The 26,980-nt window shown below is 68.0% G+C and carries 25 protein-coding genes; 18 read left to right on the top strand and 7 right to left on the bottom strand.

What is annotated here, in order from left to right:
* Nucleotides 1–102: 102 nt before the first annotated feature.
* The 3 genes from ASF79_RS15495 to ASF79_RS15485 form a co-directional block, all read right to left on the bottom strand.
* Nucleotides 103–762, bottom strand: coding sequence for a response regulator (locus ASF79_RS15495; RefSeq protein WP_055856630.1), 660 nt, complete (start codon nt 760–762; stop codon nt 103–105).
* A complete protein-coding gene (locus tag ASF79_RS15490; protein ID WP_055856627.1) occupies nt 759–1,937 on the bottom strand; it encodes a sensor histidine kinase in 1,179 nt (392 codons plus the stop codon). Before ASF79_RS15490 ends, ASF79_RS15495 begins: the two co-directional genes overlap by 4 nt.
* 91 nt (nt 1,938–2,028) lie before the next feature.
* Complete coding sequence (locus ASF79_RS15485; RefSeq protein WP_055856624.1) at nt 2,029–3,225, bottom strand: serine hydrolase domain-containing protein; 1,197 nt, start codon at nt 3,223–3,225, stop codon at nt 2,029–2,031.
* A 168-nt stretch (nt 3,226–3,393) separates the two neighbouring features.
* Here ASF79_RS15485 and ASF79_RS15480 point away from each other — a divergent pair, with 168 nt between their 5' ends.
* Nucleotides 3,394–3,825: a MepB family protein gene (locus ASF79_RS15480; RefSeq protein WP_055856620.1), complete on the top strand. Its 432-nt coding sequence runs from the start codon at nt 3,394–3,396 to the stop codon at nt 3,823–3,825.
* 12 nt (nt 3,826–3,837) lie between these two features.
* Here ASF79_RS15480 and ASF79_RS15475 read toward each other — a convergent pair whose 3' ends face one another.
* The 3 genes from ASF79_RS15475 to ASF79_RS15465 all read right to left on the bottom strand — a co-directional run bounded on the left by ASF79_RS15475 (nt 3,838) and on the right by ASF79_RS15465 (nt 9,186).
* Complete coding sequence (locus ASF79_RS15475; protein WP_156366292.1) at nt 3,838–4,434, bottom strand: hypothetical protein; 597 nt, start codon at nt 4,432–4,434, stop codon at nt 3,838–3,840.
* Entirely contained in the window at nt 4,431–5,099 is a 669-nt protein-coding gene (locus tag ASF79_RS15470; RefSeq protein ID WP_055856615.1) for a hypothetical protein, read from the bottom strand. The genes ASF79_RS15475 and ASF79_RS15470 overlap by 4 nt, the downstream gene beginning before the upstream one ends.
* 127 nt (nt 5,100–5,226) lie before the next feature.
* A complete protein-coding gene (locus ASF79_RS15465) occupies nt 5,227–9,186 on the bottom strand; it encodes a LamG-like jellyroll fold domain-containing protein (RefSeq protein ID WP_156366291.1) in 3,960 nt (1,319 codons plus the stop codon).
* 290 nt (nt 9,187–9,476) lie between these two features.
* Between ASF79_RS15465 and ASF79_RS15460 the strand changes: the two genes are divergently transcribed.
* Nucleotides 9,477–10,484: a LacI family DNA-binding transcriptional regulator gene (locus tag ASF79_RS15460; protein WP_055856612.1), complete on the top strand. Its 1,008-nt coding sequence runs from the start codon at nt 9,477–9,479 to the stop codon at nt 10,482–10,484.
* A 136-nt stretch (nt 10,485–10,620) separates the two neighbouring features.
* A complete protein-coding gene (locus ASF79_RS15455) occupies nt 10,621–11,589 on the top strand; it encodes an NAD-dependent epimerase/dehydratase family protein (RefSeq protein ID WP_055856609.1) in 969 nt (322 codons plus the stop codon).
* Nucleotides 11,590–11,697: 108 nt separating this feature from the next.
* Here the strand turns inward: ASF79_RS15455 and ASF79_RS15450 are convergent, their stop codons facing one another.
* Nucleotides 11,698–12,777, bottom strand: a complete 1,080-nt coding sequence (locus ASF79_RS15450; protein ID WP_055856605.1) for a GTP-binding protein — start codon at nt 12,775–12,777, stop codon at nt 11,698–11,700.
* 50 nt (nt 12,778–12,827) lie between these two features.
* Here ASF79_RS15450 and ykgO point away from each other — a divergent pair, with 50 nt between their 5' ends.
* From ykgO to ASF79_RS15375, 15 genes are all read left to right on the top strand, one after another.
* A complete protein-coding gene (gene ykgO / locus ASF79_RS15445; RefSeq protein WP_044441107.1) occupies nt 12,828–12,950 on the top strand; it encodes a type B 50S ribosomal protein L36 in 123 nt (40 codons plus the stop codon).
* 44 nt (nt 12,951–12,994) lie between these two features.
* Nucleotides 12,995–14,068, top strand: a complete 1,074-nt coding sequence (locus ASF79_RS15440; protein WP_235500789.1) for a FecCD family ABC transporter permease — start codon at nt 12,995–12,997, stop codon at nt 14,066–14,068.
* 20 nt (nt 14,069–14,088) lie between these two features.
* The gene (locus ASF79_RS15435; protein ID WP_055856595.1) at nt 14,089–15,099 is read left to right on the top strand and encodes an ABC transporter substrate-binding protein; all 1,011 of its coding nucleotides are present in this window, start codon (nt 14,089–14,091) and stop codon (nt 15,097–15,099) included.
* Nucleotides 15,100–15,113: 14 nt separating this feature from the next.
* Nucleotides 15,114–15,890 carry an ABC transporter ATP-binding protein gene (locus ASF79_RS15430; protein ID WP_162239095.1) on the top strand — a complete coding sequence of 259 codons (777 nt, stop codon included), beginning with the start codon at nt 15,114–15,116 and terminating at the stop codon, nt 15,888–15,890.
* A complete protein-coding gene (locus ASF79_RS15425; RefSeq protein WP_055856589.1) occupies nt 15,887–16,678 on the top strand; it encodes a class I SAM-dependent methyltransferase in 792 nt (263 codons plus the stop codon). The genes ASF79_RS15430 and ASF79_RS15425 overlap by 4 nt, the downstream gene beginning before the upstream one ends.
* Nucleotides 16,675–17,811, top strand: a complete 1,137-nt coding sequence (locus tag ASF79_RS15420; protein ID WP_055856586.1) for an NAD(P)/FAD-dependent oxidoreductase — start codon at nt 16,675–16,677, stop codon at nt 17,809–17,811. Before ASF79_RS15425 ends, ASF79_RS15420 begins: the two co-directional genes overlap by 4 nt.
* Entirely contained in the window at nt 17,805–18,797 is a 993-nt protein-coding gene (locus ASF79_RS15415) for an arsenic resistance protein (RefSeq protein WP_055857261.1), read from the top strand. Before ASF79_RS15420 ends, ASF79_RS15415 begins: the two co-directional genes overlap by 7 nt.
* Nucleotides 18,798–18,919: 122 nt before the next feature.
* Nucleotides 18,920–19,909 carry a permease gene (locus tag ASF79_RS15410; RefSeq protein WP_235500788.1) on the top strand — a complete coding sequence of 330 codons (990 nt, stop codon included), beginning with the start codon at nt 18,920–18,922 and terminating at the stop codon, nt 19,907–19,909.
* A 7-nt stretch (nt 19,910–19,916) separates the two neighbouring features.
* Nucleotides 19,917–20,717 (top strand): TIGR03943 family putative permease subunit, encoded by an 801-nt coding sequence (locus tag ASF79_RS15405; RefSeq protein WP_055782631.1) that lies wholly within the window; start codon nt 19,917–19,919, stop codon nt 20,715–20,717.
* Entirely contained in the window at nt 20,707–22,065 is a 1,359-nt protein-coding gene (locus tag ASF79_RS15400; RefSeq protein ID WP_055856584.1) for an Ig-like domain-containing protein, read from the top strand. Before ASF79_RS15405 ends, ASF79_RS15400 begins: the two co-directional genes overlap by 11 nt.
* 127 nt (nt 22,066–22,192) lie before the next feature.
* Entirely contained in the window at nt 22,193–22,621 is a 429-nt protein-coding gene (locus tag ASF79_RS15395; protein WP_055856581.1) for an Hsp20/alpha crystallin family protein, read from the top strand.
* Nucleotides 22,622–22,632: 11 nt separating this feature from the next.
* Nucleotides 22,633–22,926 (top strand): hypothetical protein, encoded by a 294-nt coding sequence (locus tag ASF79_RS15390; RefSeq protein ID WP_055856576.1) that lies wholly within the window; start codon nt 22,633–22,635, stop codon nt 22,924–22,926.
* A 151-nt stretch (nt 22,927–23,077) separates the two neighbouring features.
* Nucleotides 23,078–23,977: an SDR family oxidoreductase gene (locus ASF79_RS15385; RefSeq protein WP_055856573.1), complete on the top strand. Its 900-nt coding sequence runs from the start codon at nt 23,078–23,080 to the stop codon at nt 23,975–23,977.
* Nucleotides 23,974–25,446 (top strand): alpha/beta hydrolase, encoded by a 1,473-nt coding sequence (locus ASF79_RS15380; protein ID WP_082495970.1) that lies wholly within the window; start codon nt 23,974–23,976, stop codon nt 25,444–25,446. The genes ASF79_RS15385 and ASF79_RS15380 overlap by 4 nt, the downstream gene beginning before the upstream one ends.
* Nucleotides 25,437–26,978 (top strand): GMC family oxidoreductase, encoded by a 1,542-nt coding sequence (locus tag ASF79_RS15375; RefSeq protein ID WP_235500787.1) that lies wholly within the window; start codon nt 25,437–25,439, stop codon nt 26,976–26,978. Before ASF79_RS15380 ends, ASF79_RS15375 begins: the two co-directional genes overlap by 10 nt.
* Nucleotides 26,979–26,980 lie beyond the last annotated feature (2 nt).

Below are 26,980 nucleotides of genomic sequence, written 5' to 3'. Positions count from 1 at the left end.
GCGTCGCGCGCGCCACAATTCAGGAGAACTGCCTCGAATCGGGCGACTTCGCACGCGGCCGGCCTGTTCTTCCTGAATTAGAGCGCGCGGGCGGCGGCGAGGTCAGTCCGCGTGCCCGCCCACGTGGTGGCGCAGCCCCCAGAGCGCGGCGTTCAGCCGGTCGCGGCTGCCCGTCTTCGACAGGATGCTCTGCACGTGGTACTTCACGGTCGTGACCTCTACGAAGAGCGCCTGGGCGATCTCGGCGTTGGAGAGCCCGCGGGTGAGCAGTTCGAGCACGTCGACTTCTCGCTGGGTCAGAAGGTCGAGAGCGGCCTGGGTCGGCGATGGGTCAGAGCGGCGCCGCCCGAACTCGGCGAGCACCTTCTGCGTGATCCGCTGGTCGAGCGTGCCTCCGCCCGCGGCGACCGAACGGATGGCCGCGGCGATCGTGCGCTCGTCGGCTCCCTTCAAGAGAAAACCGGATGCGCCCGCCTCCAGCGCCGCGAAAGTGTCTTCGTCGACATCGAAGGTCGTGAGGATGAGCACGCGCACGGCCCCGCCGTGCGCCGCGACGATCTGGCGGGTTGCCGTGATGCCGTCCATGCGCGGCATCCGCACATCCATGCACACGACATCGGGCAGCAGCTCACCGGCCAACAGCACCGCCTCTTCGCCGTCGGCCGCTTGGCCGATCACCGTGAGATCGGCCTCGGCGTCGAGCACGACCGCGAGGCCGGCTCTCACGATGGGCTGATCGTCGACGACGAGCACGGTGGTCATTCGCTGTCTCCCTTGATCGCGGGTGCGGGCACGGTGACCGACAACACGAGTGTCGTTCGCCATCCCGAGGCCGTCGGGCCGGCGTCGAGGGTCCCTCCCACCAGCGCGAGTCGTTCGCGCAGGCCCGCCAGCCCGTACCCGCTGTGCGGCACTCCCAACGATGGGGCCGACCCCGGACCGTTCTCGACCACCACGCGAAGGTGGTCGCCAGCCCAGGTCTCTGTCACCGTGACCGGCGCATCCGGAGCGTGCTTGCGCGCGTTCGCCAGCGCCTCCTGAACACCCCGGATGACCACGACTCCGGCGACGGGCCCGATCGTTGCCGGTTCTCCGGTCGTTCGAAACTCGATGGCCATTCCCCGCTCGACGGCATCCCGGATGATTCGGGGCAGGTCCTCGACGACGGGTGCCGGAGCCGGGTCGGCCGACTCATCAGACCGCAGCAATCCCACAGTCAGCCGCAGATGATCGAGCGCCGCGCGCGCATCGGTCTGCAGCGCGTCGAGGTACGTGCGCTGCTGAGTGCGGTCGCGTTCGGCGAGCGCGTTCGCGGCCTGCGCGCCGACGATGATGCCGGTGAGGTGATGGGCGGCGATGTCGTGCAGCTCGCGCGCCATTTGAGTGCGCTGCTGCTGCACAGCGTGCCGAGCCGCCGCGGCCTGCTCGCGCTCCGCGAGCTCGGCCCGTTCGCGCAGAGCCTCCACGAGCTGCGCACGGCTGACGGCGGCCTCGGCGAACAGCGCGGGCGTAATCAGCAGCAGTACGGCCCGCGCGACGCCGAACGGAACCAGCCACGCGGTCTCGATCCCGGCATCCGGACCGGCGAGCACCGTCGCCACCACACTCACCACGACGAGGGGCGCGAGCCAGGCCACCGCCCGCGCCCGGCTGAGTTCACGCCGTGCGCCGTAGGCCGCGAGCACGACGCCGAGGCCGCCCGTGCTGTCTCCCGGCGAGGCGACGATCAGGGCACTGTCGACCACGACGACCACGGCCAGAACCACGCCGGGAGCCCGCCCGCTGCCGAGAAGCGCCGCAGCCTGGATCACCAGAGCGGCGACGCCGAGGGCGAGCGTGCCGGAGGTCGAGGCCTCCGGCAGCGCGAGCAGCAGTGGCACCAGCAGGAGCACCAGAGCGGCCGACAGCAAGGGTCTGGCATTTCGGGTGATGAACATCGGCACGGCTGGGTGTCCTTCGAGATGCTGTGGTCACGGGCGCCGGCAGCGGATGCGCGGGCGCCGTCGTCTGTTCAGGGTAGTCGGCGGGTCAGGCGGCGCACAGCGCGTCGTTCATGGCCTGGAAGACGCTGCGGTAGCTGTCGGTCAGCGCTTCGTCGTCGGTCGGGTCGACCAGGCTCGAGGGCAGCGTGGTGACCGCGATCGTCACGGCCTCGCCACTGTCACTCACCGCATTGCGTGTCTCGTAGCCGAAGATGTCGCCTCCGTGACCCCAGGCGACTCCCCCGCAGCTGAGCGGATACGCCTGCACGCCGAGGCCATAGGCCGAGCCGGGCCAGACATCGTCTTCAGCGGGAACCGTCGTGAGCATCTGCTTCAGAGACTCGGAACTCGTGAGCTCACCATCGAACAGCGCCTGCATAAAGACGTTGAGTTCCTCAGGAGTCGACACCATGCCGCCCGCCGCCCACGTCGCTCCGGGGTCGAGTTCGGTGCTGTCGACGAGCTCGCCCGTCTCGGGATCGGGGTGGTAGCCGAGGGGGTGCTCGCCCGCGATGGAGCGGTCGCCGCCGTGCGGAAGCACCGTCTGAGTCAGGCCGAGCGGCTGCACGATGCGCTCGTCGGTCTGGTTCTCCAACGGCTCGCCGGTGACTCGCTCGATGAGAAGTCCAAGCACCACGTAGTTGGTGTTGCTGTACTCCCAGCGCTCGCCGGGAGCGAAGACGGCCGGGTGGGTGAACGCCATGTCGAGGATGTCGCGCGGCGACCAGTATCGAGCGAGGCCGCCCTCGTGGCCGATCACGTCGACGACGTACTCGGGCAGTCCGCTCGTGTGCTGCAGCAGCTGACGCACCGAGATCTGCCCGCCATCGATGCCGTCACCCGCCACCAGGCCGGGCAGGTAGCGGTCGATGGGCTCGTCGAGAGAGACCTCGCCCTCATCGACCAACTGCATCACCACCGTGGCGGTGAACATCTTCGTGTTGCTCGCGATGCGCACCTGGCCGTTCGGCTCGGCCGCCCGGCCGCTGTCGAGATCGGCGACCCCGGATGCGATGCTCGCCGTCTCGCCGTCGGCTTCGGTCACCGTGCCCAGTGCGGCCGGGAACCCGGCCTCGACGAGGCCGTCGAGACTGGTCTGCAACTGCTGCGTCGAGGCATCCGGGGCGCTCGTCTTGTCGGTGCCATCGCTGCCGGTCGTCGCCGTGCAGCCGGCCGCCGAGACGAGCACGAGAGCGGCCGCGGCGGTGGCCAGATAGAACTTCGTGGAACGTGTCGTTTTCATCGTCGATCACTCCTGAGGTCGTGTGGTGTCGACGAACCTCGCCGACACGAACAAGTCCACTGGAAGGGCCTAGCCGGCGCCCCGGGCCGAAGGACAGACCCGCCCCCTCCTCGAGAACGGGATCCGGGCGGCGCGCGGCCCCCGTCGCGGGTGGGGTAGCTTGGCCGGGTGCAATTCACTGCGTTCGAGGGCTACGCGGCCGAGATGGGGATGACCGTCACGGTGACCCCGGAGGCGCAGAACAGCGACTACGAGTCGGGAGTCGCGCAGATCGACGACGAGGCGTGGCACATCCGCACCGCGCGGAACACCCCGACCAAGGCGGGAGCCTTCGTCGCGTTCTGGCAGCGCGACTCAGACGGAACGACGATGCCATTCGGCGGCGACGATCTTTCCTCCGGACTGCTCGTCTTCGTGGAACAGCAGGGCAGACGCGGGGTCTTCAGGTTCACCCGCGAGCACCTCGCCCGACTCGGCATCACCTCCGGTCGCCGGCCGGGAAAGCGCGGCTTCCGGGTGTACCCGATCTGGTGCGCGGAACTGAATTCTCAGGCCATGACGACGCAGCGCGCCCAGGCACCGGCGTTTGGCGAGTACTGAGTTCGCGACGCACTAGATGCGCGGAACGACCCCGTTGCGCGTGCGATGCCGGAGCACCGCAAGCACGGTTCCGAGCACGGGGAGCCCCGCCGCCAAGATCCAGAAGATGACAACGCCCACCACCCACACCGTCTGAGCGATAACCATGGCGCGCTCGGCCTCGCGCACCGTCTGTTCGGTCACCGGATCGACGCTGCCGACGGCCCCCTGCTTGACCACGCGGGGCGGGTCGTCGGTGACCACGAGAAAAGACCGCTCGGCCGGGTAGTCCTTCGAGGGCGGGAAGCCCCACTGCTCGCCGCCGGAGAACGTGACGATCTCGTCGGGGCCGCCGTCGGCATCCGGAATCGCGACCTCGTAGTAGCTGGTGGTCTTGGGCAGGCCCGACGTGGTGTCGACGTTCGACAGGGTTCCCGTGAGCACGACGCTGCGGCCGACCGCGTCGCGTTGGAAATCGAGGCCGTTCGCCGCGGCGTCTTTGTTGACACCGAGCAGGGCGAGAGCGATCGTACCGGGAACGAGAATCACGACGAAGAGCACCCAGACCGGCCATGAGGGCAACCTGCGTGGTGGCTTGCGAATCGACGGCAGGGGAGGAAGGGCGCTCATGCCTGTGGCTCTCCGGCCACGAAGCGGTGCTCGCGCCACGACGCGACGCCGTCGAGCGCCGCTTCGAGCACCTCGCGGCGACCCGCGTAACGCTGCGGACTCGGTGAGTGGTTGAGCACCATGGGCAGATTGATGATCAGCGAGTCGGATTGAGCGTCGCTGTCTGATGTGCTCGACCGGAGGACCTCGACGACGAGATCGATCGTTCTTCTTTCGCGCACGACGGCGACCCGACCGATCGAACTCCAGCGCAGAACGATCTCGGGTTTCGTCGGGTCGGCACGGCGGTGCAGACCGATTGCTGTTTCGGACACGACGACGACCATCGATGCCACGACGGGCCCGGCCAGACGCCGACCGAGAAGCTGCTGCAGAGCAGCTCGCAGTTCACGGCTGACACCGAACTCCATCACGACGGCTCGAGGAAATTGCGCTCGTATCGCCGCGAAGCGACGCGCCGCCCGGGCTTCGTAGATGAACATAAAAATCACGAGGGGAACGATGACGACGGAGCCGATGAAGACATGCGCCGAGAGGGGGTAGTCGGGCGGATCCGCACTGCGAGACGAATTCTCGACGACCCACTCGACAAACACCGACAGAGGCAGAATCAGTGGAATCAGCAGCAGGGACCAGAGGGCGTAGCGCCACCTGAACTGGGTCATCACGCTCCTCGGTCGGGCAGGCCGCTCTCTGCGCGCCCTCCATCGACCCTACCGAGCGGTCGCCCAGCACACGAAAAGGCGGCGTGGCCGCGCTCCGAAGAGGAGCACGACCACGCCGCGAGTCGTTCTAGGAGTGCTGGCTCCTTCTCTTCTTGCGGAGCACCACGGCGCCGGCCCCCAGCATCAGGAGGGCGAGCAGGCCCACGAAGCTCCAATCCGCTCCCGTCGCCGCAAGCTTTCCCCCGTTGCCCGCCGAGCCTGTTCCGGCCGCGTCAGAACCGCCGCCGGGAACCGGGTTCGCGCCCGGGTCGGCCGGTCCACCAGGCTCACCGGGCTGACCCGGCTCCCCCGGCTCCCCCGGCTCGGAGCCGGCGAGCTGAACGAACGGAGCCACCGAGATGCTGTCGATGTTCGGCGCATACTGCGACCGCAGCAGCACTCCCGGGAACTGATCCGAGATCAACGTCGTGCCATCGAAGTTCGGCTTCTCCTCCGAGCTGAACGAGATCGTGTTGTCACCCTTCTTCAGCTGCACCTGCACCGTCAGCTCCCAGAAGTTGTTCTGGTGGAACGAGTGCGGGAACGCCACCGTCGACGTGGTGCCGTTGACGTCGAGCGTCGCGAACCGGGCGAGCGGGTCGGGGTTGTAGTGCGTCGCGGGCGACTGCTCCTCATTCGAGTACCGGATGGTGAGGGCGTACGTGCCGTCGGCGTCGACATTCACCTTCGAGAACTCGAGGCTGGAGTCGTTGCCGGGGGCTCCGCCGATGGTGCCGACGGCCTCGCCGCCGGACGCCAACGAGAGCGCACGAGTCGCGGCAGACCCGGTGAGCGTCGCATCTTCGGCCTCATACTCGCCGTTCGCCGCCGCCTTCGCGGCGCTCGCGCCAGGCTTCGAGACGGCGAGCCGGTCGAGCACCAGGGCTCCGGATGCGCCGGTGACGGTCACCTTGTTGACCCCGCCAGACAGGAACACCGTCGTGTCGGCGCTGTCGGTGAGCGAGCCCACGGCCGTGCCGTTGACCGCGATCGCGCCCTCACCTTCTCCGAATGTCGCGAACGACAGGGTCGAATACGAGTCGTCGGCGGAGTAGACCCAGAAGGTGGAACTGGCGCCGGCAGCGAGCGTCACCGTGCCCGAGCCGGATACACCGGCGCGGTCGTAGTCGGTGGTTGCATCCGCCGACAGCGTGGCGTTCTCAGCCTCGTAGAGCGAGACGGGGTCGGCCGCCGGCAGCGACAACTCGATCTTGTCGAGGATCGCGTCGCCCTGCGTGCCGCGTGAGCCATCGAGATTCTTCGCCGAGACCGAGATCGTGTGGACCCCCTTCGTCAGGTCGACCGTCGTATCGGCGTGGTCCCAGACCACCCACTTGTAACCGAGCGGCAGAAACACCTCCTGTTCGGCTCCGCCATCTACCGTGACGAACACGTTGACCGGTCCCTGATCGGCATTGAGGTTGTACGTGTTCAGCGAGCTCGAGAACAGGCTGAGGTCGTAGGCGCCGTCGGCCGGTGCCTCGACCGCGAAGTCGAGCTTCACGTCGGAACCCGTGCGAAGCCCGCCGACGTTGTAGTTGCCGGAGGTGTAGAAACCACCCTGGTTGCTGGGCGTCCCCTCGGGTCCGTTGCGGGTCCATCCGGTGCCCGTGTGGGCTGCGTCTTCGGCCTCGTACTTCGTGCGCCACGTCTCGCTCGGCACGGCCGGCGATGTCGTGTCGGTGCCCGGGGTGATGACGATCTCGTAGGCCGAGTCAATGTCGAGCTGCGGAAGGTCGTCACCGAAGCCGAGTCGCACGGCGTCATTGCTCACAGAGGCGTCGTACTCCTTGACCACCTTTGGTTCGCTCGAATCGCCGAGCTGCCCCGTCCAGCGGATCTCTCTGACGAGAACGTGCACGTTCGAGCCGAAGACGTCTTGCGGAACGTCGTCGAAGTACACGGCCTGCTTGCCGGAGGCGCCTCCAATCAGTGCCTGCGCCCGCTTCTTGGCTGTGTCGAGCGTGGCCACGCCCTGCACGGTGTAGCTGTCGAGCGACGGCGGCGTCACCGCCACGGTGTCTCCGGTCATCTGCCCGTAGGAGTTGAGTAGCCACCACTGGCCGTTGCCCCGGTTGGACTGAACGGCCGAGTCGCTGAGGTTGCCGTCGATGTTCCAGTACGCGATGTCGCCGTCCACCTTCTTGTCTTCGAGCGCCGAGATCCACTGGATCATCTGCCCGGGAACGGAGGTGTGGTAGTTGAAGGCGTACTCGTTGAGGTTGATCGGCAGCTGCTTGCCCTCGTATGCGGTGCCGGCGAAGAGCTCCGGCTCCCAGGAGCGGTAGCGATCGACGTTGCGGCGGATCGCCGACGGGTCGCTCAGCTCGTGCCAGGTGATGACAGCAGGAACGGTGCCCGCATCGAGGGTGTGCTGCATGAACCCGCGCACCTGGTCGTACAGAACGCTCGTGTTCGGTCCGGCGATGCGGGCGTCGGGCATCTTGCCCTTGATCAGCGCGTAGACCTCGTCCCAGGCCGAGAAGAACTGGGCAGGGTCGTCGAGCCAGCTCGTGCCATAGAAGCTCTCGCTGCCGTTGCCGAACATGTTGCCCTCGGGCTCGTTGAAGGGAACGAAGACGATGTTGTCTTGGTACTCGGCGGGCAGCTGCAGCACCTGATCGACCTGCGTGGCGATCTTGGCCTTGAAGTCGGCGAGCTTCTCATCGCCCGTGTCGCCGGGCACCTGGTAGGGGAATCCTCGGTAGATGTCGGTCATGTAGATGTAGACGTCGCCGTTCGAGCTGTCGGCCAGAGGCTTCACGATCTCGAGCGCGTCGGCACCCGGATGCTGTGGGCCGTCTTGGGCCTTCGTGGCAACGGTGCGCAATTTGATGCCCTCGAGCAGGTTGTTCGAGGGAACGTCTTGGCCGTAGACGCCGTAGAGCGTTCCCGAGGCGCCGCCCATGAACGCACCGGTGGATACGCCGAGGTCGACGGTCAATTCGCCGGTTTCGACGACGGTGACGGTGGCGGTGACCTCGGTGTCGGTGCCTGTGACGACGCCCGTGACCGTGAACGTCTTCTTGCGGGTGTCGTAGAGCGTCGGGTCGGACACAGCGTCCCAGGTCACCGGGGCGACACGTTCGACTCCGTCGGAGTAGAGCGCCTGCACCCCGGGGAGCGCGGGAGCCTCGCCGACGGGGGTAGTCGTGTCGACCGTCAGCTGGGTCACCGAGGTGACGGTGGGCACAGCCGGGCCGGCCAGAGAGGCGACCTGCTCGGCGTCGAGGGCTCGGTTGTACACCGTGAAGTCGTCGACGACGCCGTCGTAATAGGGGTGCACGTTCCAGAGCGCGCGTCCGATGAAGCCGCTGTTCTTCGCCGAATCCGGGCTCAGCGTCGCGCCGATATCGAGCGAGGCATCTGCCCGCGCGACCTCGAGGCCGTTCAGATACGACACGATCGTCGACCCGTCGAGCACGGTCGAGACGTTGACCCACGTGTCCTTCGCCATCACCGAGCTGGAGGCGGCGTTCGCCTGGCCTCCGGTCGAGGTCGGCTTGACCGCCGAGACGGTGGTGTTGTTGCCGTCTCGGAATTTGGGAGTGAAGAACACGGAGTTGTCTTGGCTGGCTCCGAGGCCGTAGAGCCACTGGAAGCCGCCGTCGTAGCCCGACCATTTCGTCCACGCGGAGATCGTCACGGCGTCCAGGTCTGTGAACAGACCCTTCGGAACCGTGACGAAGGGCGCCGTCGTCGAATCGGCGGGGCCGCCCGTGAGGTCGATGCCGGTCGTTCCCGGCGAGCGCCCCTCGACGAGCGACTCTGCAGAGAAGTTGGCGATGGTTCCGTCGAGCCCCCGGGCCGACTGGTCGACGACCGTGGAGTCGGTGACGTTCTTCTGCTCGAAGTCGTAGTCGAGGATCAGGGCGTCGTCGGGGATGGGGGCCGCCGTGGGCAGCGCCGCCCTCGGTTGAAGGGCCGCCGGCTGCAACGCCGCTGCCGGCGAACTGACGAGGCAGGCGAGAGCGAGCGCCGTGACGACGCCACCCGCCAGGAGTGGAGAACGCCGGTGTCGGCGTTGAGGGAATGCGATCGGGGCCACGGGGGAAACCTCTCATCGGTGTCGGTGGCGGCGCCTGAGGGGTGTCCCGGAAGATCCGCTCTCGAGCGAGTCCTTCACGTGTCAGCGCCGTTGCTTTCGGGTGTTCGACGTTCATCGAACCGGTTCGATGAGTGTATAGGGCTGTTTTGGGGCGGCGCAAGGCTTCCTTGGCGTGGCGTAGAGCATTTTTCGCTGAAGAAGGCTCGGGTTCGACGACAATGAAGGTGCGGATATCGCATCCGGAAGCCGATAAGTCATCGAATCGGTTCGACGAACATCTGAGGAGAATCGTGGCCACCATCGGAGATGTCGCCCGTGTAGCGGGCGTCTCGCGCAGCACCGTGTCGTACGCGCTGTCAGGCAAGCGTCCGATCTCGGGCGAGACGAATGAGCGCATCCAAGCGGCCATTGCGGAACTCGGTTTCACCATCAACGCCGGCGCTCGTGCGCTGGCCACCTCGCAGACGATGGTGCTGGCCCTCTTCCTGCAGTTCCACGACGACGAGTTCCCCCCGGCAATGCTGCAGTACATCTACGCCATCTCCGAGGCTGCTCGCGAAGAGGGCTACGACCTGCTGATGGTGACCGACTCCGACGGGCCGGGCGCCGTGCGGCGCATCACCTCGTCGAACATGGTCGACGGGGTACTTCTGCTCGACGTCACCCACGATGATCCGCGGCTCGAAGCACTCCGCGGCGCTCGCCAGCCAGGAGCGCTGATCGGGCTGCCCCGCGACATCGATGGCCTCGACGTCTTCGACCTCGACTTCGGCGAGGCGGCACGACTGCTGATCGACCATCTGCACGAACTCGGTCACAGCGAAGTGGTCCTGCTGACGCCGCCCCGCCACGTCTTCGAACGAGGCGGAGCCTATGCCTGGAGGTTCCGCGACGCTGCCATGGAACGCGCCGCCCGGTACAACATGACGCTCTCCAGCTACTACGGAGAATCGCAGCAGCCTGCCATCGATCGCAGCCTCGACGAGATGCTCGACCACCGAACGACCGCGACGGCCATGATCGTGCACAACGACGCATCCATCGCCGCACTGCCACGCGTGCTCGCGCGACGCGGAACGCGAGTGCCCGAAGATCTGTCGGTCGTGAGCCTGTTTCCCCGAGAGTTCGGGCGCAGCTTTCAGCTGCCCTTCACTGCCGTCGAGACGTCGCCCGATGGCCTCGCCCGCGAGGCTGTGCAGCATCTGATCCGCAGAATCGCGGATCCGGACTACGCGGCCTCGGTGGTCAAGTTCATCGACCCCGAGCTCACGATCCGGGGCAGCACGGCCACCCTCTAGCCGAAGAGGATCTGCGCCAGAAGAAGCGGTCCGAGCAGCAGAGCCATGGCGATGATGAAGTGTTGAGCCTGCCATGCCCGTTGCGCCCTCGGCGAAGCGAGCGGCGCACTGCCGCGTCGACCGATTGACTGGGGTCATGCGAAGAGTGCTTGTGCTGGGTGGAACGGGCTGGCTGGGGCGCGAGATCACGCAGCGAGCGGTGGCGGAGGGCGCAGAGGTCATCTGCCTCGCTCGCGGTGATTCGGGGTCCGTTCCCGATGGCGCGCGTCTTGTGCGAGCCGATCGGCTGTCTGCCCAGGCATACGACGGCGTGGCCGGCGAGTGGGATGACGTGATCGAGCTCTCCCACGATCCACGGTTCGTCGACCCGGCCCTCGACGCGCTCGCCTCGCGCGCCGCCCATTGGACGCTCGTGTCGAGCGTGTCGGTGTACAGCCGAAACGATGAACCGGATGCCGACGAGTCGGCCGCCGTGGTGGAGCCTCGCGACACCTCGGAGTACGCCGATGCGAAGGTCGCGGCGGAGCGCTCGAGCCTCGAGCACCTCGGCGACCGCCTGCTCGTGGCCCGACCGGGACTCATTGTCGGCCCCGGCGACCCGAGCGACCGCTTCGGCTACTGGCCGGCGCGCTTCAGCCGCTCAGGCCCCGTGCTCGCCCCCACAACTGCGGATCGGTTCGTGCAGGCGATCGACGTCTCCGACCTCGCCGCGTGGATCGAGCGCGCGGGCCGCGATCGCCTGTCGGGCGCGGTGAATGCCGTCGGCGAGGTGATTCCCCTTGCGGAGTTCCTGCACGCTGCAGCGGAGGTCGCCGGCTACGACGGCGAGGTCGTCGAACTCTCCGACGAGGCTCTGCTCGCCCACGACGTGCAGTACTGGGCCGGGCCCAGGTCGCTTCCCCTGTGGCTTCCGCTCAGCGATGCGGCCTTTGCGCAGCGATCGGGAGCCGCCTACCTGGCGTCGGGCGGCATCCGGCGGTCGCTTCACGAGACCCTGTCGCGTGTGCACGCCGACGAACTCGCCCGAGGCATCGACCGCGAGCGCCGGTCGGGACTCGGCACGGGCGACGAGCGCGCGATACTCGTTGCCCGCCGGCTGCTCTAATTCAGGAGAATCGGCCGGATCTGGGCCGTTCTGCACGCCGACAGTCGGTTCTTCCTGAATTGCGGCGGTGCCACGGCCGCGCTCCACGCCAGCGAGACCGCGCCCTCCTCAGTGGTGGTGCTCGACCATCCACTCGGGGAAAGGATCCGGGTAGCTCGCCCACTCCTCCGGCCCCGCCGCCAGCTCCTCCGCCGTGAGCAGACACTCCGACAGCGCCGCCTCGAGCGCGATCTCGTCGAGGTCGGGGCCGAAGAACACGATCTCCTGCCCGATCGGCGAGCCCGAGCTCCAGCTGAGCATCTCGGTCGGCTCGAGATCGAGCACATTGCCGGCGGTCGCCCACGACCCGACCCGGCCGCCGCGCGTCGCCAGCCGCACGAATCCTCGCGAGCGCGCGATGCATCCGACGTTCTCCGGCGTCAGCCGCAGAGTCACGGCGGCGTGCAGGCGACCCGGGTGAAACGGTCGCGGGTCGCGGAACACGAACGTCGAACACCCAGACACCGGATGCGCGGGCGCACCCTCCACGAGCTCCCGCTGCCAGCCCATCGACGCTCCGAGCCGGCGGGCGCGGCCGCGCACCAGCAACCCTGACAGCTGCATTGCGTGCGCCACGTCGAAGGGCGTCAGCACGAGTGCCGACGGCGCCAGTCGCTCGAGAAGTGCGAGCACGAGCCGCGTGTCTTCGGCGGCAGCCGCGTTGGGAACATGGGTCAGCACGATCATGCTGGCGAACTCGAGGCGAGAGGCCAGGCGCCCGGGCGAGGTGAAGTCGTCGACCTGGTCTGCCGGCTGCCCCGCCCAGCCGAGAAGCTGCTGGCCCACCTCGCGCACGGAGCTCACGGCCACCACGTCGCGAATGCCCACGGGAACGCGCGGCCGACGACCATCGAGCATGTGCTCGAGCACCAGGGCGATCTCGACGATGTCGGCCCCCGGCTCCAGCACGACCACGGTGTTGCCCGTGAGGCCGTCGTCGTACTCGGATGCGAGTTGCTCGGCGAGCTCGACGGCGAACGTCGCGTCGTCATCGCCTCCGAGATCGAGTTCGGCGGGCGACTCCGAGGCTGCGCATCCACTGAGGATGGCGGCGATCTGCTCGGCGCGAAGACGATCACTCGACGAGACGAGCGTGACGGCCAGACCGGCGATACGGGAGATCGGGTGGCTGTCGGAGGACTCGTTCATAGTGAGTTACTGTATGTGAGAATCGTTCTCAATAACAAATGGAGGCAGCTGTGAAGGTCCGCAATTCGATCAAGTCGATGAAGAAGATGCCCGGCTCGCAGGTCGTCAGACGGCGCGGGCGCGTGTTCGTGATCAACAAGCTCAACCCTCGCTTCAAAGCTCGCCAGGGGTGAGAAGCGAAAGCCCGCCAGGGGTGAGAAGCGAAAGCCCGCCAGGGGTGACAAGCCTTGCCCAGCGCGAGGTCGTCTCGTCGATCAGACGTGGTCGACGACGCGGTGCTGTGATGATCGCTGCCCTGGTGAGTGCTGCGATCATCGCGGCGCTGGTCGCGGTGAGCATCGGCCCTGTGCCGATAGCCCCGGCGAGTGTCATCGGCATCATCGGCGACGGCGTCTTCTCGACAGGTCGCGGCGACTGGTCGGACTCCGCTCAGCAGATCGTGTGGGGCACCCGGCTGCCGCGTGTGGCGATGGCCCTGGTGGCAGGCGCGGTGCTCGCGGTGTCGGGAGCGATGCTTCAGGCGCTCGTGCGCAACAGCCTCGCCGACCCCTACCTGCTCGGACTCAACTCCGGCGCATCCACCGGCGTCGCCCTCGTCGTTCTGGTGATCGGTGGCGGCAGTGCCCTGCTGTTCTCCGGTGCTGCCCTCGCCGGCGCCATCGGCGCCGTGCTGCTCGTACTGATGCTGGCCGGCGTGGCCAATCGTCGAGGCCCACTACGGCTGGTGTTGGCCGGCCTCGCCGTCGGCTACGCGCTCAATGCCGCCACCAGCTTTCTCGTGTTCTCGAGCGACTCCCCCGAGGCGGCCCGTTCGGTGCTGTTCTGGCTGCTCGGGTCGCTCGCCGCCGTGCAACCGCTCGCCCTCGCGGCCGCCGCCGTCACCGCGGCCGTCGGTATCGGCATCCTGATCGTGATCGCGCCGATGATCGACGCGCTGGCCTCGGGCGACGACTCCGCCCGATCGGCGGGACTCGACCCCGAGCGCACCCGCATCGCCATGATGGTGGGTGTCTCGGCGATGGTCGGCGTCACCGTCGCCGCGGTCGGCGGTGTCGGCTTCATCGGCCTGGTCGTGCCCCATCTCGCTCGCCGGTTGGCGGGCGGCCGTCACCGCGTCGTGCTGCCGATCTCCGCGCTCCTCGGCGCCATCCTGCTTGTCGCCGCCGACACCGTGGCGAGAACCGCCTTCGCTCCTCAAGAGATTCCCGTGGGCGTCATCACCGGAATCATCGGCGCCCCCTTCCTGCTCCTGCTGCTTCGCACATCCTCCTCACCCGCACACACCTCGTAGCCCCCTCTAGAAAGAACCCGATGAACACACCCCTCCTCCGGCGCCTGCCGGCGGCCCTCACCGTCACCGCACTGACCCTCGCGGCGCTCAGCGCGTGCTCGCCGGCCGCATCCGCGCCCGACGGCGGCGCATCCACGAGCGACGCCGCCGACGCGCCCATCACCATCGACAACTGCGGATCGGAGGTCACTCTTGCGGCGCCCGCGAAGCGCATCGTGCTCGTGAACAACGACTCGCTGCCGAACCTCGAGGCGCTCGACGCCGTCGACCGCGTGGTCGCCCTCACCTCGACCGTGCAGCCGGGCCTCTACAAGGACTCCACCTACACGACGCTCGACTCGCTCGACCTGCTCTCGACAGAGAAGAACGCAACCGGCGGATCGATCGTGTCGCAGGAGAGCATCCTCGGAGCCAGGCCGGATCTGGTGATCGCTCCCGAGAACGCGGTCGACCGAGCCGCCCTCGCCGCCAGCGGAATCGCCGTCTACACACCCAGCGCCTACTGCGCGAACCCCGGCCCCGAGCTCAGCCAACCGGCCACCTTCGACCGCGTCTGGAGCGAAGTCCGCACCCTCGGCGCCCTCCTGGGCGAGAGCGATCAGGCCGAGCAGGTCGTCGCCCAGGGCACGGCGAGCCTCGGTTCAGAGGCACCGGATGCCGGAACCGCCGCCGCCCTCTACGTGTCATCCGGCGGGAGCGTTCTCTCGCCCTACGGCGGCCCGAGCATGGTGACGCCGGTCTTCGCGGCCGCGGGGCTTACCAACGTCTACGCCGACTCCCCCGAGCGGGTCTTCGACGCCAACATCGAGGACATCATCTCGCGTGACCCGGCCACCATCGTGCTGCTCTATTCCAGCGGCGAGCCGAAAGACGTCATCGATAGCTTCATGAGCGCTCCCGGGGTGTCCGCCCTGTCGGCGGTGCAGAAGGGACGCGTCGTAGCGCTGCAGTTCCCCTACACCGACCCGCCCAGCATGCTCTCGATCGCCGGACCGCAGCAGGTGCGCGGGCTTCTCTCGACACTGCCGTGATCGAAGCCGAGGCGGTGACCGTCCGCATCGGCCGCCGGGTGCTTCTCGATGACGTCTCGTTCACCGCACAGACCGGGGCGGTCACCGGCATCGTCGGACCGAACGGAAGCGGAAAGACCACCCTGCTGCGCGCCCTCGTTCGCGCCACGCCACTGTCGTCGGGCCGGATCGCTCTGGATGGCAACGACCTCCGCATCCGGCCCCGACGCTGGATCGCGCGCCACGTCGCCGAGGTGGGGCAGCGCAGCGAGCCCGACCCCTCGCTGCGCATCGTCGACGAGGTGTCGCTCGGTGGGCTCGCCGAGCACGGGGTTCTGCGCTCGGGCGGGGCCGCCTTCGACGACAGAGTCGCCGACGCCCTCGAGGCGGTCGAACTGTCGCATCGGGCCTTCGACCGGCTGTCCACCCTCTCCGGCGGAGAGCTGCAGCGGGTGGCGCTGGCGCGAGCGCTCGCCCACGGTGCGAGCCACGTTGTGCTCGACGAACCCACCAACCACCTCGACATCAGGCACCGACTCGAGATCGTCTCGCTTTTGCGGCGCATCGCTCCGACGGTCGTGATCGTCTTGCACGATCTCGACCTCGCGGCCGAGGTGTGCGATCACGTCGTCGTTCTGCATCGCGGACGCGTCGCAGGCGCGGGGCGCCCGGCCGACGTGCTTCTGCCGCCGTTACTCGACGAGGTGTACGACGTGACGACCCACTCGCATCAGGGGCCGGATGGGCGTGCGCGCCTCTCCTTCTCCCTTCCCTCGCCGAATCCCTCCCCTCGAACAAAGGAAACCGCATGACAGACCTCAGCACCCTCGACACCGCACGCTCCCTCGCGGCACGCTGGGACGCCCAGCAGACCGGCTACATCCGACACCGCGCCGAGCGCTTCGACACCATCGCCCGCGTCGTCGCCGCTGTCTGCTCCGACGTCGCCGAGCCGCGCATCCTCGACCTCGCCGGGGGCACGGGCTCGCTGGCTCTGCACGTTCTCGGTCACGTTCCGAACGGCCGCGCGGTCGTCGCCGACAAAGACCCGGCACTTCTGGCCATCGCCGCCGACCTCGCTGCCGACGATGCTCGCGTGCAGACCGCCGAACTCGACCTCGCCCACGCAGACTGGACCGAGCATCCGGCCATCGCGGCCGCGCCGTTCGACGCCGTGGTCTCGTCGACCGCGCTGCACTGGTTGAAGCCCGGAACCCTCGCCGACGTCTATCGAGCCCTGCCCGATCTGATGCGCCCGGGCGGCATCGTCTTGAACGGCGACCACCTGTCGTACAGCGCTCGGCACGAGAGCACGCTGGCTCGCGTGGCCCTCGCCGACGACGCGGCCATGCAGGAATCGACGTTCGCCGGCGACACCGACACCTGGGACGAGTGGTGGCAGGCCGTCGCCGATGCGCCCCGCTACGCAGACGCCCTCGCGCGACGGTCGGAGGTCTGGGGAGCCGAACTGCACGAGGCACCGCCGAAGGTCACGCTCGGCTTCCACCTCGAGAGCCTCGCGAGCGCCGGATTCGCCGAGACGGGCACGGTCTGGCAGTACCTCGACGATCACGTGGTCTACGGGGTGCTCGCGCAATGACCTCCCGAAGCGACATCGCTCCCACGGTCAAGGCCCTCGACGCGCTCGTCATCGGCGCCGGCCCGGCCGGAATCGGCACGGCGCTGGCCCTCTCGGCGGTCGACGACCTGCTGGTCGGCGTGGTCGATCGCGGTCAGATCGGTCAGACGTTCCTCGACTGGCCGACGAAGCAGACCTTTCTCACTCCCTCGTTCACGGGCAATGGGTTCGGCGCGACCGACCTCAACGCGGTGCACCCGCGCACGTCGCCTGCGTTCAGCCTGGGCGCCGACTACCTCACCGGGCCGCAGTACGCCAAGTATCTGCGCAGCGTGGTGAAGCACTTTCAGGTGCCGGTGCTGTCGGATACCGAGGTGACCGCGGTGGAGGCGGCCGGCGACGGGTTCACGGTGGCGACCTCGCGAGGACCGGTGTCCGCGCGCACCGTCGTGTGGGCCGGCGGCGAGTTCTCCGATCGCCCCGACGCGCGCCTGTCCGGCATCGGCCTCGCCGATCACTCCGCCACCCCCGAGGCCTGGGAGCCGCGCTCGGGCCGGGTGATCGTGATCGGCGGCTACGAATCGGGTATCGATATCGCCTGCCACCACGTCGAGCACGGCGCGCAGGTCACGGTCGTGGATGCCGGGAGCCCCTGGGATGCCGGCTCGGGCTCCGATCCCTCGTTCCGCCTCGCCCCGCGTTCACGAATGCGTCTCGACGCCGCCGCCGCGACCGGCCGGTTGACCCTGACCAAAGCTCACGCGAGCAGCATCAAACGCGACGGCGCCGAGTGGATCGCGAGCCTCGACAACGGCACGCGCATCCGTGCCGACTCTCGCCCGATCGCCGCCACCGGTTTCGGCCCGGGTCTGGGCCCGGTCTCCGAGCTGTTCACGCTGCGCCGCGACGGGTGGCCCGAACTCGACGACGATGACCAGTCCACGAGTACCCCCGGCCTCTTCCTGTCCGGTCCGGCGATGCGGCACGGTGCTCTGAAGTTCTGCTTCATCTACAAGTTCAGACAGCGCTTCGCCCACGTCGCTCGTGTGATCGGCGAGGCGCAGGGCAAGGACTGCAGCGGCCTCGAAGAATGGCGCACCGCGGGCATGCTCACCGACGATCTGTCGTGCTGTGGAGTGGAGTGCGCGTGCTGACCGCAACACCTCGCCCCTGGGCTGTGACCGTACTCTTCGTCGCCGCCATCCTCGTCGGCAGCCTCACGGGCGCACTCGCTCCCGCTGCGGGCGGCGCCCTCGCGTCGATGGTGGATCCGTCGATCATGGTGCTGGTCGGGCTGCTCGTGTTCACCCTGCGGCTCGACAGCCTCGCCGCGCTGAAGCGTGCGCCTCGAACGGTGCTGCTCGCACTGGCCTTCAACTTCGCCCTGGTTCCGCTGATCGCGTTCTGTCTGACCTCGCTCCTGCTGCCCGAGCAGGCGCTGCGATTGGGAGTGCTGATCTACTGCCTGTTCCCCTGCACCGACTGGTTCCTCGGCTTCACCCGCATGGCCGGTGGCGACACGACGACGGGGGCGGCGCTCATCCCGATTCAGATGACGCTGCAGCTGGTGCTCTATCCCGTCTGGCTCGGCCTCTTCGGCGGCCAGCAGGTGGGGAGCTCGCCTGTCGAGATCGCTCCGACGCTCGTCACGTGGTTCGCCGTGCCGGCCGGGCTCGCGCTCGGAGCGCGTCTGCTGCTGCGGCTGTGCCTCGCCGTCGCGACACGGGAGCGCATCGTTGACGCAGCAGACAGGCTGGTTCCCCTCGTGATCGCCTTGGTGATCCTCGGGCTGTTCGGCGGCAACGTCGGAACGATCCTCGCCGACCCGGCCTCGTTCGCGTGGGTGCTGCTGGTCGTCTTCCTCTTCTTCGTCGTCGTCTTCGTGATCGGCGAGGGAGTCGCCCGCCTGTTCGGCCTCGGCTATCCCGCGCGGGCGCTGCTGACCATGACGACCTCTGCTCGCAACGCGCCGCTGATGCTCGCCGTCACGACCGTCGCTCTGCCTGATCAGCCCGTCGTGTACGCGGCGATCATCCTGGGCATGCTCATCGAGTTCCCGCACCTGACGGCTCTGATCCACTTGCTGCGTTGGCAGGAGAAGCAGCGCGAAAGAGCGCGTAGAGCGAGCGTCAGCGTGTGAGCAACCACGCCCAGCTACCGCACGGCATGAGCGCACCATGATGGGGTAGCCGAAACGACGGTCGACAGAGCGAGGAGCGAACGCTGAGCACGACACCCGCGTCGCACCCGACACTGCGCGAGTTGACCCGGTCGGAGTGGCGCTGGACGCCCACGATCGGCATCGCCGCGGTGCTGCTTCTCGTGGCGATCAGAGTTTTGGCGCCGGCCGAGTGGACGTCGTGGATGACCGATCCGGCGAAAGACTTCGTGACACTCTCGGTGAGCGTCATCATCGAGTCGCTGCCGTTCGTCATCCTCGGGATCCTGCTCTCGGCGATCGTGCAGATCTGGCTGCCCGCGGGCTTTCTTCTGAGGAGGTTGCCCAGGAACGCCGTGCTGCGGCGCAGCCTGATCTCTCTGCTCGGCGTGCTCCTGCCGGTCTGCGAGTGCGGCAACGTGCCGCTGACCCGCGGGCTCATCGTTAGTGGCCTCAGCGTCGCCGACTCCATGGCGTTCCTCTTCGCGGCGCCGATCATCAACCCGATCACGATCATCACGACGTACCAGGCGTTCGGCTGGAACGACGGCATCCTCATCAGCCGCATCCTCGGCGGCCTGGTCATCGCGAACCTCGTCGGCTTCATCTACAGCGCCCACCCGGCTCCGCAGACCCTGCTCACGCGAGGGTTTCAGGCAGCCTGCGCCGTCGATCCGCACGCCGAGCACGGCACTCGAACGCGCCGCACCCTCATCAGCTTCGGGCGCGAATCCGCGGCCATGATGCCCGCCCTGATCGTGGGCGCGGGCATCGCAGGGCTCATCCAGGTGGCCGTGTCACGCAACCTGCTGATCACGCTGGGCAGCAATCCCCTGTGGTCTGTGCTCGCACTCATGGCCCTCGCGTTCATCGTGGCCATCTGCTCGAACGTCGACGCGTTCTTCATCCTCTCCTTCGGCTCCACCTTCCTACCCGGGGGCATCGTCGCCTTCCTCATCTTCGGACCCATGATCGACATCAAGATGCTCGCGCTGATGCGCACGACCTTCACCGTGCGCACTCTGGTGCAGGTGAGCGTGCTCATCGCCGTCTGTGCCGCAGCCATCGGATTGGCGGTGAACCTTGTTTTTTAGTCGCCTCATGACGCGCTGGAAGGGGCTGGCTCTCACCCTGCTCGCGGCGATCGCCACAGTCTGGCTCGGGGTCACGGGCCAGCTCGGTCTGTACATCAACCCGCGCTACTACGTGTTCACCCTGATCATGGCCGGCATCGCGTTCGTGCTCACGATCGGTGCGCTCCTCGTCATTCCGGGGCCGCGCGAAGACGACGAGCACGATCACGTCGGGGCCGATGGGCCGGATGGGCGCGGGCCCGACGCCCACGACGTCGCCGGGGCCGGTCGCCGCCGCCCGTTGCTCGCGTTCGGCGGATCGCTCACCGCGCTCGTCATCGTCGCCGCCGCGGCCGTCGCCCTGCTCGTCGTGCCCCCGAGCTCGCTCACATCGGCGGCGGTCGAACAGCGCAGCCTCAACGGCTCGTCGAACAGCCTCGCGAACGCCGGGCCGCCGCCGGGCACGTCGGACGACACCTCCGCGTACTCGGTCAAGGACTGGGCCGCCCTCATCCGCCAGGGCGCGAGCGCCGACGACCTGAGTGGCCGGACGGCAACCCTGACGGGCTTCGTGACTCCCGACGCCGACGATCCAGACAACGTCTTCTTCGTCGCCCGCTTCGTGGTGACGTGCTGCGCGGTCGACGCGCAGCCTGTCGGGGTTCCGGTCTACTCCCCGGGCTGGGCGAGCAGCTACGCCACCGACAGCTGGGTCACGGTGACCGGCGAGTTCGAGGCGAACCCCAGCGTGCTCAGCGCCGCCACGACCGTCGTACGCCCCGACAGCCTCACCGCCGTCGACCAACCCTCCGAGCCCTATGTCTATTGACACCGCCGGCCGCAGGTTCCGCCGGCTGCTCTACGGCAGCATCACGATCGTGTCGGTCGTGGCTGCCGTTCTGGTGGTCGCCAACTTCTCGCACGGGCCAGAGCTGCAGTCGGCTCAGATCAACGTGAACACCGCGGTCGAACGCTCGGGGCAGCGCCTGCTGCTGCAGGCCAACGAGCCTCTCGATCCGTCGGCTGCCGACACCCTCACCGTGAGCCCGGCGGCGGCGACCACCGCAACGGTCGACGGCGACACCATCGATGTGCAATTCACCGGGATCCTCAGCTACAACACCCGCTACACCGTGACCGTGCCCGAGGTCCGCAGCGTCGCGGCCGGTAGCGCGTCCACCATCAGCTACACCTTCACCACGGCGAATCCCACCACCTACTTCTTGTCGCCCGCCACCGGGTCCCCCGGGTCGCAGGTGAGCGATGCCGTTCTGGCCGCACCCGTCGGCGGAGGCGCACCGACACCGGTCTACCAAGCCCCGCGCATCCGGCAGTTCGTGGCGCTCGGCGACACCCTCGTCGTCGATACCGTGAACGACGACGGAACCGACGCTCTCACCATCGTGCCGCTCACGGGTGGTGCGCCCATCGTCGTGAACCTCGCCGGCTCCGGCACCATCACAAGCCTTAAGGCCGACCCGACGAGCAAGCTCTTCGGCTACACCTTCACGCCGCAGCAGTCCCCGCACTACGAGGCGCAGCCGGATCAGCTCTACGTCTACGACATCACCCGGGGCAACGACTACTCGATCCCCATCACGGGCACCGATTTCGAGGTATTGACGGCGAAGGACTGGATGTTCATTCCGGGCACCACCTCGCTCGTCGCCCAGACAGAGGGTTCGGACCTGCTGCTGGTCGACACCCTGGGTGAACGAGACGGCACCTCGGGCCCCGCCCCGATCGGGCACGCAGACGAGCTCCTCGGGTTCGTCCCCACCACGAAGACGCTGATCACGGCAGACGCGGGCAGCCGTGTCGCGACCGACTTCGGGCAGACGGCGAATCCGAGCAGCGCATTCCCGATGGTGGCGGGCGACATCGGCTCCGCGGCAGCCGTCGTGAATGCGGGGGGAACCACCCTGCAGATCCAGGACTCGGGCTCTGGACCGGGTACGGCCGTCGCCAAGGTCGACGCGAGCGGCAGCAGCATCATCTTCGCTCTCGACACCCCCGAGTCGGCGGGTCACGCCGTCACGAGCGTCTGTGTCGCACCCAACGGTCTCTACGCCGCGATCACGACCGACGCACAGCACATCACCTACGTCGACCTCTCGAACGGCACAGCGCTCGGCACCGTCGACGGCCGCGACCCGAACTGGTGCTCGGCCCGCTGACGAAATCGCATCGAAAATGGTCTTGATTCCGACTTTCGAGTGGAGTTAATATGTTGCCGTCCGAAGGTGAAAACCCTCGGTAGCCAGCACAATTACACACGCGATATCAGAAAGGGGACTCCTCATCATGGCTATGTTTTTCGATCCTTTCACCGAGTTCGGCCGCCTCACCAGCAGCCTGAGCGGCGGCCAGGCCGGCCCGCGGTTCATGCCCGTCGACCTGTACCGCGAGGGTGATCACTACGTACTCAACGCCGACCTCCCCGGAGTGGATCCGGAGAGTGTCGACATCGACGTCGATGGTCAGCTGCTGACCATCCGCGCTCAACGCACCGCCGACATCCAGAACGGCGTGAAGTGGCTCTCTCAGGAGCGACCGCACGGATCGTACGTGCGACAGTTCAGCGTCGGCGAGGGGATCGACTCGGAGCGCATCACAGCTCACTACGAGAACGGCGTTCTCTCGGTGCTCCTGCCGGTGAGCGAGCGCGCGAAGCCCCGAAAGATCGAGGTTCAGGGCGGGGCGCCCCGCGAGCAGGCCGCGCTGCAGAGCTGACGGGGTGAGCCATGTTTCTCGTCGCCTCTATCAAGCCTCGAGACGAACCGGGAACGGCGTCGGTTTCAGCGTCTGACCAGGTTCTCGCCGAGGCAGACGACATAGTCGTGAGCGCACTGTTCGACGACATCGTGCGGCAGCTGGTGACGCCGGTCGACGTCACCGAGCCTTCGTCGGGTGCACCATCCGAGCATCCGGATGCGTCGGACGACGGCTCGAGCGTCTGGACCCCCACGCCTCGCGTACACCCGGGCAGGAGCAGGTCTCCGCCTCAGAACCTCAGAACCTCAGAACCCACGAACTGAACAACTGACTCACCAGCGAAGCGGTGCCAGAACTTCTGGCACCGCTTCACTCTTGTGAGGCATAGCCAGGCACCGCCCGCCCGGCAATACCAGAAATCGCATGGCGTGCAATGCCCTCGCCCAATTCGACCACCGGCCTAACCTGATCCCTATGACTGCACGCGACCAGTACACGTTCGGCAACCCGGTCACCCTCTACAACCGGGTCGAGCCTCCCGTTCAGCACCAGCCCGAACCCGGGGTGCAGGCGAAGATGACGCCGGTACCCGATCTCGGCGAGAAGACCTACCGCGGCACCGGCCGCCTCGCGGGTCGCAAGGCACTCATCACCGGAGGAGACTCGGGAATCGGCGGCGCCGTCGCGATCGCTTTCGCTCGCGAGGGCGCCGACGTGGTGATCGTGCACCTGCCCACCGAGCAGGAAGACGCCGATCGCATCGTGGGCCTGATCGACGAGGCCGGCACGAAGGGGCATTCCATCGCTGCCGACATCACCGACGCAGCCACCTGCCGCGCCATCATCGCCGAGGCCGTGAGCGTGCTCGGCGGACTCGACATCCTGGTGAACAACGCCGGCAAGCAGGTCGCCGTCGAGCGCCTCGAAGACCTCAGCGACGAGCAGTTCGAGCAGACCTTCCGCACAAACGTCTTCGCCAACTTCTGGCTCAGCAAAGCCGCCCTCCCCCACCTGCCCGAGGGCGCGACCATCATCAACACCGCATCGCTCGAGGCCTACAAGCCTGCACCCGACCGCCTCGACTACGCCTCGACCAAAGCCGCCATCAACAACTTCTCGAAGGGTCTGGCTCAGCAGCTGGCCCCGCGCGGCATCCGGGTCAACGTGGTGGCGCCGGGCCCGGTGTGGACCGCGCTGCAGGTGTCGCAGGGCGTCTCCGATGAGCAGATGACGGCCTTCGACGACGAGAGCACCTATCAGCGCGCCGGCCAGCCGGCGGAGCTGGCACCCGCCTTCGTGTTCCTCGCCTCCCCCGAGTCGAGCTACGTCTCGGGCGAGACGCTCAACGTCAACGGGGCGATGGTCACCCCGTGACCGCCCACGACGGCACGATCTTCTTCCTCCCCGGCCTCGGATTCGACGCAGCAGCGGCGGCGCCGCTCGCCGCCGCCCTCCACGGCCTCGCCGACGACCGCTTTCGGGTCGTGGGCATCGATCTGCCCGGCCACGGCGGGTCTCCGGATGCGCCGAACGGCTCCGTCTCGGCCCTCGCCGACCGCGCGGTCGAGGTCATCGAGGCCGAAGCCGACGGCGGCCCCTTCTTTCTGGCCGCCCACAGCATGGGCGGCAAGGTCGCGGCCCTTGTCGCCGACCGCATCCTGAGCGGCGACGCGAACGTCTTCGGCCTCGCCGGCCTGGTACTGCTCGCGCCGTCTCCGCGCACCCCGGAGCCCATGTCCGACGACAAGCGCGCAGAGATGCTCTCGTGGGCGGAGAACGGCCTGATCTCCGAGGACCACGCCGTGGAGTTCGTCGCCCAGAACGTCGCGACTCCCCTCGACGACGACGACGAGCGCGCGGCCATCGCCCAAGTGCGACTGATGTCGCCCCTGGCCTGGCGCCGCTGGCTCGACGAGGGCAGCACCGAAGACGTGTCCAACGACGTCGGCCCGATCGACCTGCCCGTCGTCGTGCTCGCCGGCGAAGACGACGACGACCTCGGCGCTTCAGCCCAGCCGCGCCTGCTCGACGGCGTCTACCCGCAAGCTCGTTTCGTCTCGCTCGCATCCACCGGGCATCTGCTCCCCTACGAGCGGCCGAGCGAGGTGGCCGCCGAGATCGTTCGGCTGTGGGATGCGACGGTGTCGGTGAGCCCGCAACTCACGCCCGAATGGGGCCGGCTGGTCGCCTCCGAACGCACGGCTCCCGAGGCACGCGGGTTCCTCTCGCGTCGGGTGATCGCAGACGACCCGCAGTACACGCCGCGAGCGCTGTCTGCCGATCAGCTCACGATGCTGCGCACGCTGGCCGACCGGCTGGTGCCGCAGCCTGAGTCGCCGCGCATCGACCTGGCCGCGCGCATCGACGACGACCTCGCGATCGGTCGCGGCGACGGATGGCGCAACACCGGCCAGCCGGCAGACGTGGCCGCATACCGGCTGGGGCTCGACGACCTGGCGACGCTGTGGCCCGCCGACGACCGCGCCGAGCAGGATGCCCTCATCGACGGCATCATCTCCGGAGAACTGAACGGGTTCGAGGCCCGGGGAGACTCCGCCTGGAACGGAGCCATGCGCCAGCACTGGCTCGACGACGTGCGCACCGACCTGACCCGCGTGTGGCTGTCGCATCCGGCGTCGATGGCCCGCGTCGGCTACGACGGCTTCGCGACCAGCGGGCCGGCGAGCGGCCCCGCCGGATACATCACCGTCGCCGCCGGCGAGCGCGACCCGTGGGAGCCGGCCGAGCTCGGAACTGTCGCATCCGATGACGACGACGAGCAGCACGACCACCCGAACACGAACACAACCCGAACCGTCGAGGAGAGCCCCGCGTGGATCTGAGCCGCATGCGCACGTACGACACCGATGAGATCGTCGACGTGGTCGTGGTCGGCACGGGCGCCGGTGGCGGTCCGGTGCTGGCCCGCCTCGCCGAACGTGGCCTGAAGGTCGTGGCTCTCGAGGCCGGACCGAATACCAACGCCGATGGTTTCACCAACGACGAGATCGAGGCCCCGCGCATCAATTGGATGTCGGAGCGGCTCTCGGGTGGCGACGACCCCACCGCGTTCGGCTCGAACAACAGCGGCTTCGGCGTGGGCGGCGGAACCCTGCACTGGGGCGCCTTCACTCCTCGCCCAGACGCACGCGACCTCCGCCTGCGAACCGAGACGGGATCCGGCGAGGACTGGCCGATCGACCACAATGAGCTCACCCGCTACGTCGTCGAGGTCGAGCGCACCATCGGGGTCTCCGGGCCGACTCCCTACCCCTGGGATCCGGAGCGCGAATACCTCGAGCCGCCCGTCGATCGCAACGCCGCGGCCGACATGATGGCCGCCGGATGCGCACAGCTCGGCATTCGGGCCACGGATGCGCCGGCGGCCATCCTGAGCCGAGACCGCGACCAGCCGCATTTCGGAAATCGTCGGTCGAGCCAGAACCTGGGCAGCATCCACCAGGGCGAACGCTACGGAACCAAGGCCACGACCGCGAACACGTACCTGCCCGCGGCCGTCGCCGACGGAGCCGAGATCCGCGCCGACGCGATGGTGCACGGAATCGAAGTCGATGCGCAGGGTCGCGTCGAGGCCGTCGTCTATCGGCGCGACGGACAAGACTTCCGCCAGCGCTGCGCGAATCTCGTGCTGGCGGGCGGGGGCATCGAGACGCCCCGCCTTCTGCTGAACACGGGCCTCGCCAACTCGAGCGGCCAGGTCGGCCGCAACTTCCTCGCCCATGGCGGCGTGCAGGTCTGGGGCCGCTTCGACGAACAGATCCGCGGCTACCGCGGCTATCCGTCGTCGCTCATCAGTGAAGACTTCGTGCGGCCAGAGGGCGTCGACTTCGTAGGCGGCTACCTTCTGCAGAGCCTGGGCGTGATGCCGCTCAACTACGCCACGAGCCTCGTGCGCGGCGCTGGCCTGTGGGGCGACGACCTCATGAACGCCCTGGATGCCTGGCGGTACTCAGCGGGAATCGGCATCAACGGCGAGTGCCTCCCGTCTGACGAGAACCGACTCGTGCTGTCAGACGAACTCGACGAGTGGGGCGTGCCGCGCGCGGTTGTCTCGTTCACCGCCGGATCGAACGAAAAGGCCATCGAGGAGCACGCCACGGCGACGATGACGCGCATTCTCGAGGCAGCCGGAGCTCTTGAGACCCGCGTGCTCGCTCGCACCGCGCACACCCTGGGCACGTGCCGCATGAGTGCCGACCCGTCGTCGGGTGTGGTCGATTCCGAGGGGCGCAGCCACGACATCCCGAACATGTGGATCTCGGACAACTCGACGTTCCCGAGCTCGTTGAGCGCGAATCCTTGCCTGGTTCAGCAGGCGCTGGCGCTGCGCACCGCCGACCTCATGCTGCGCTGAGG

It is taken from the genome of Agreia sp. Leaf335 (genome assembly GCF_001423605.1).
Taxonomy (GTDB): domain Bacteria; phylum Actinomycetota; class Actinomycetes; order Actinomycetales; family Microbacteriaceae; genus Agreia.
This window is presented reverse-complemented; position numbering and strand designations above follow the sequence as displayed.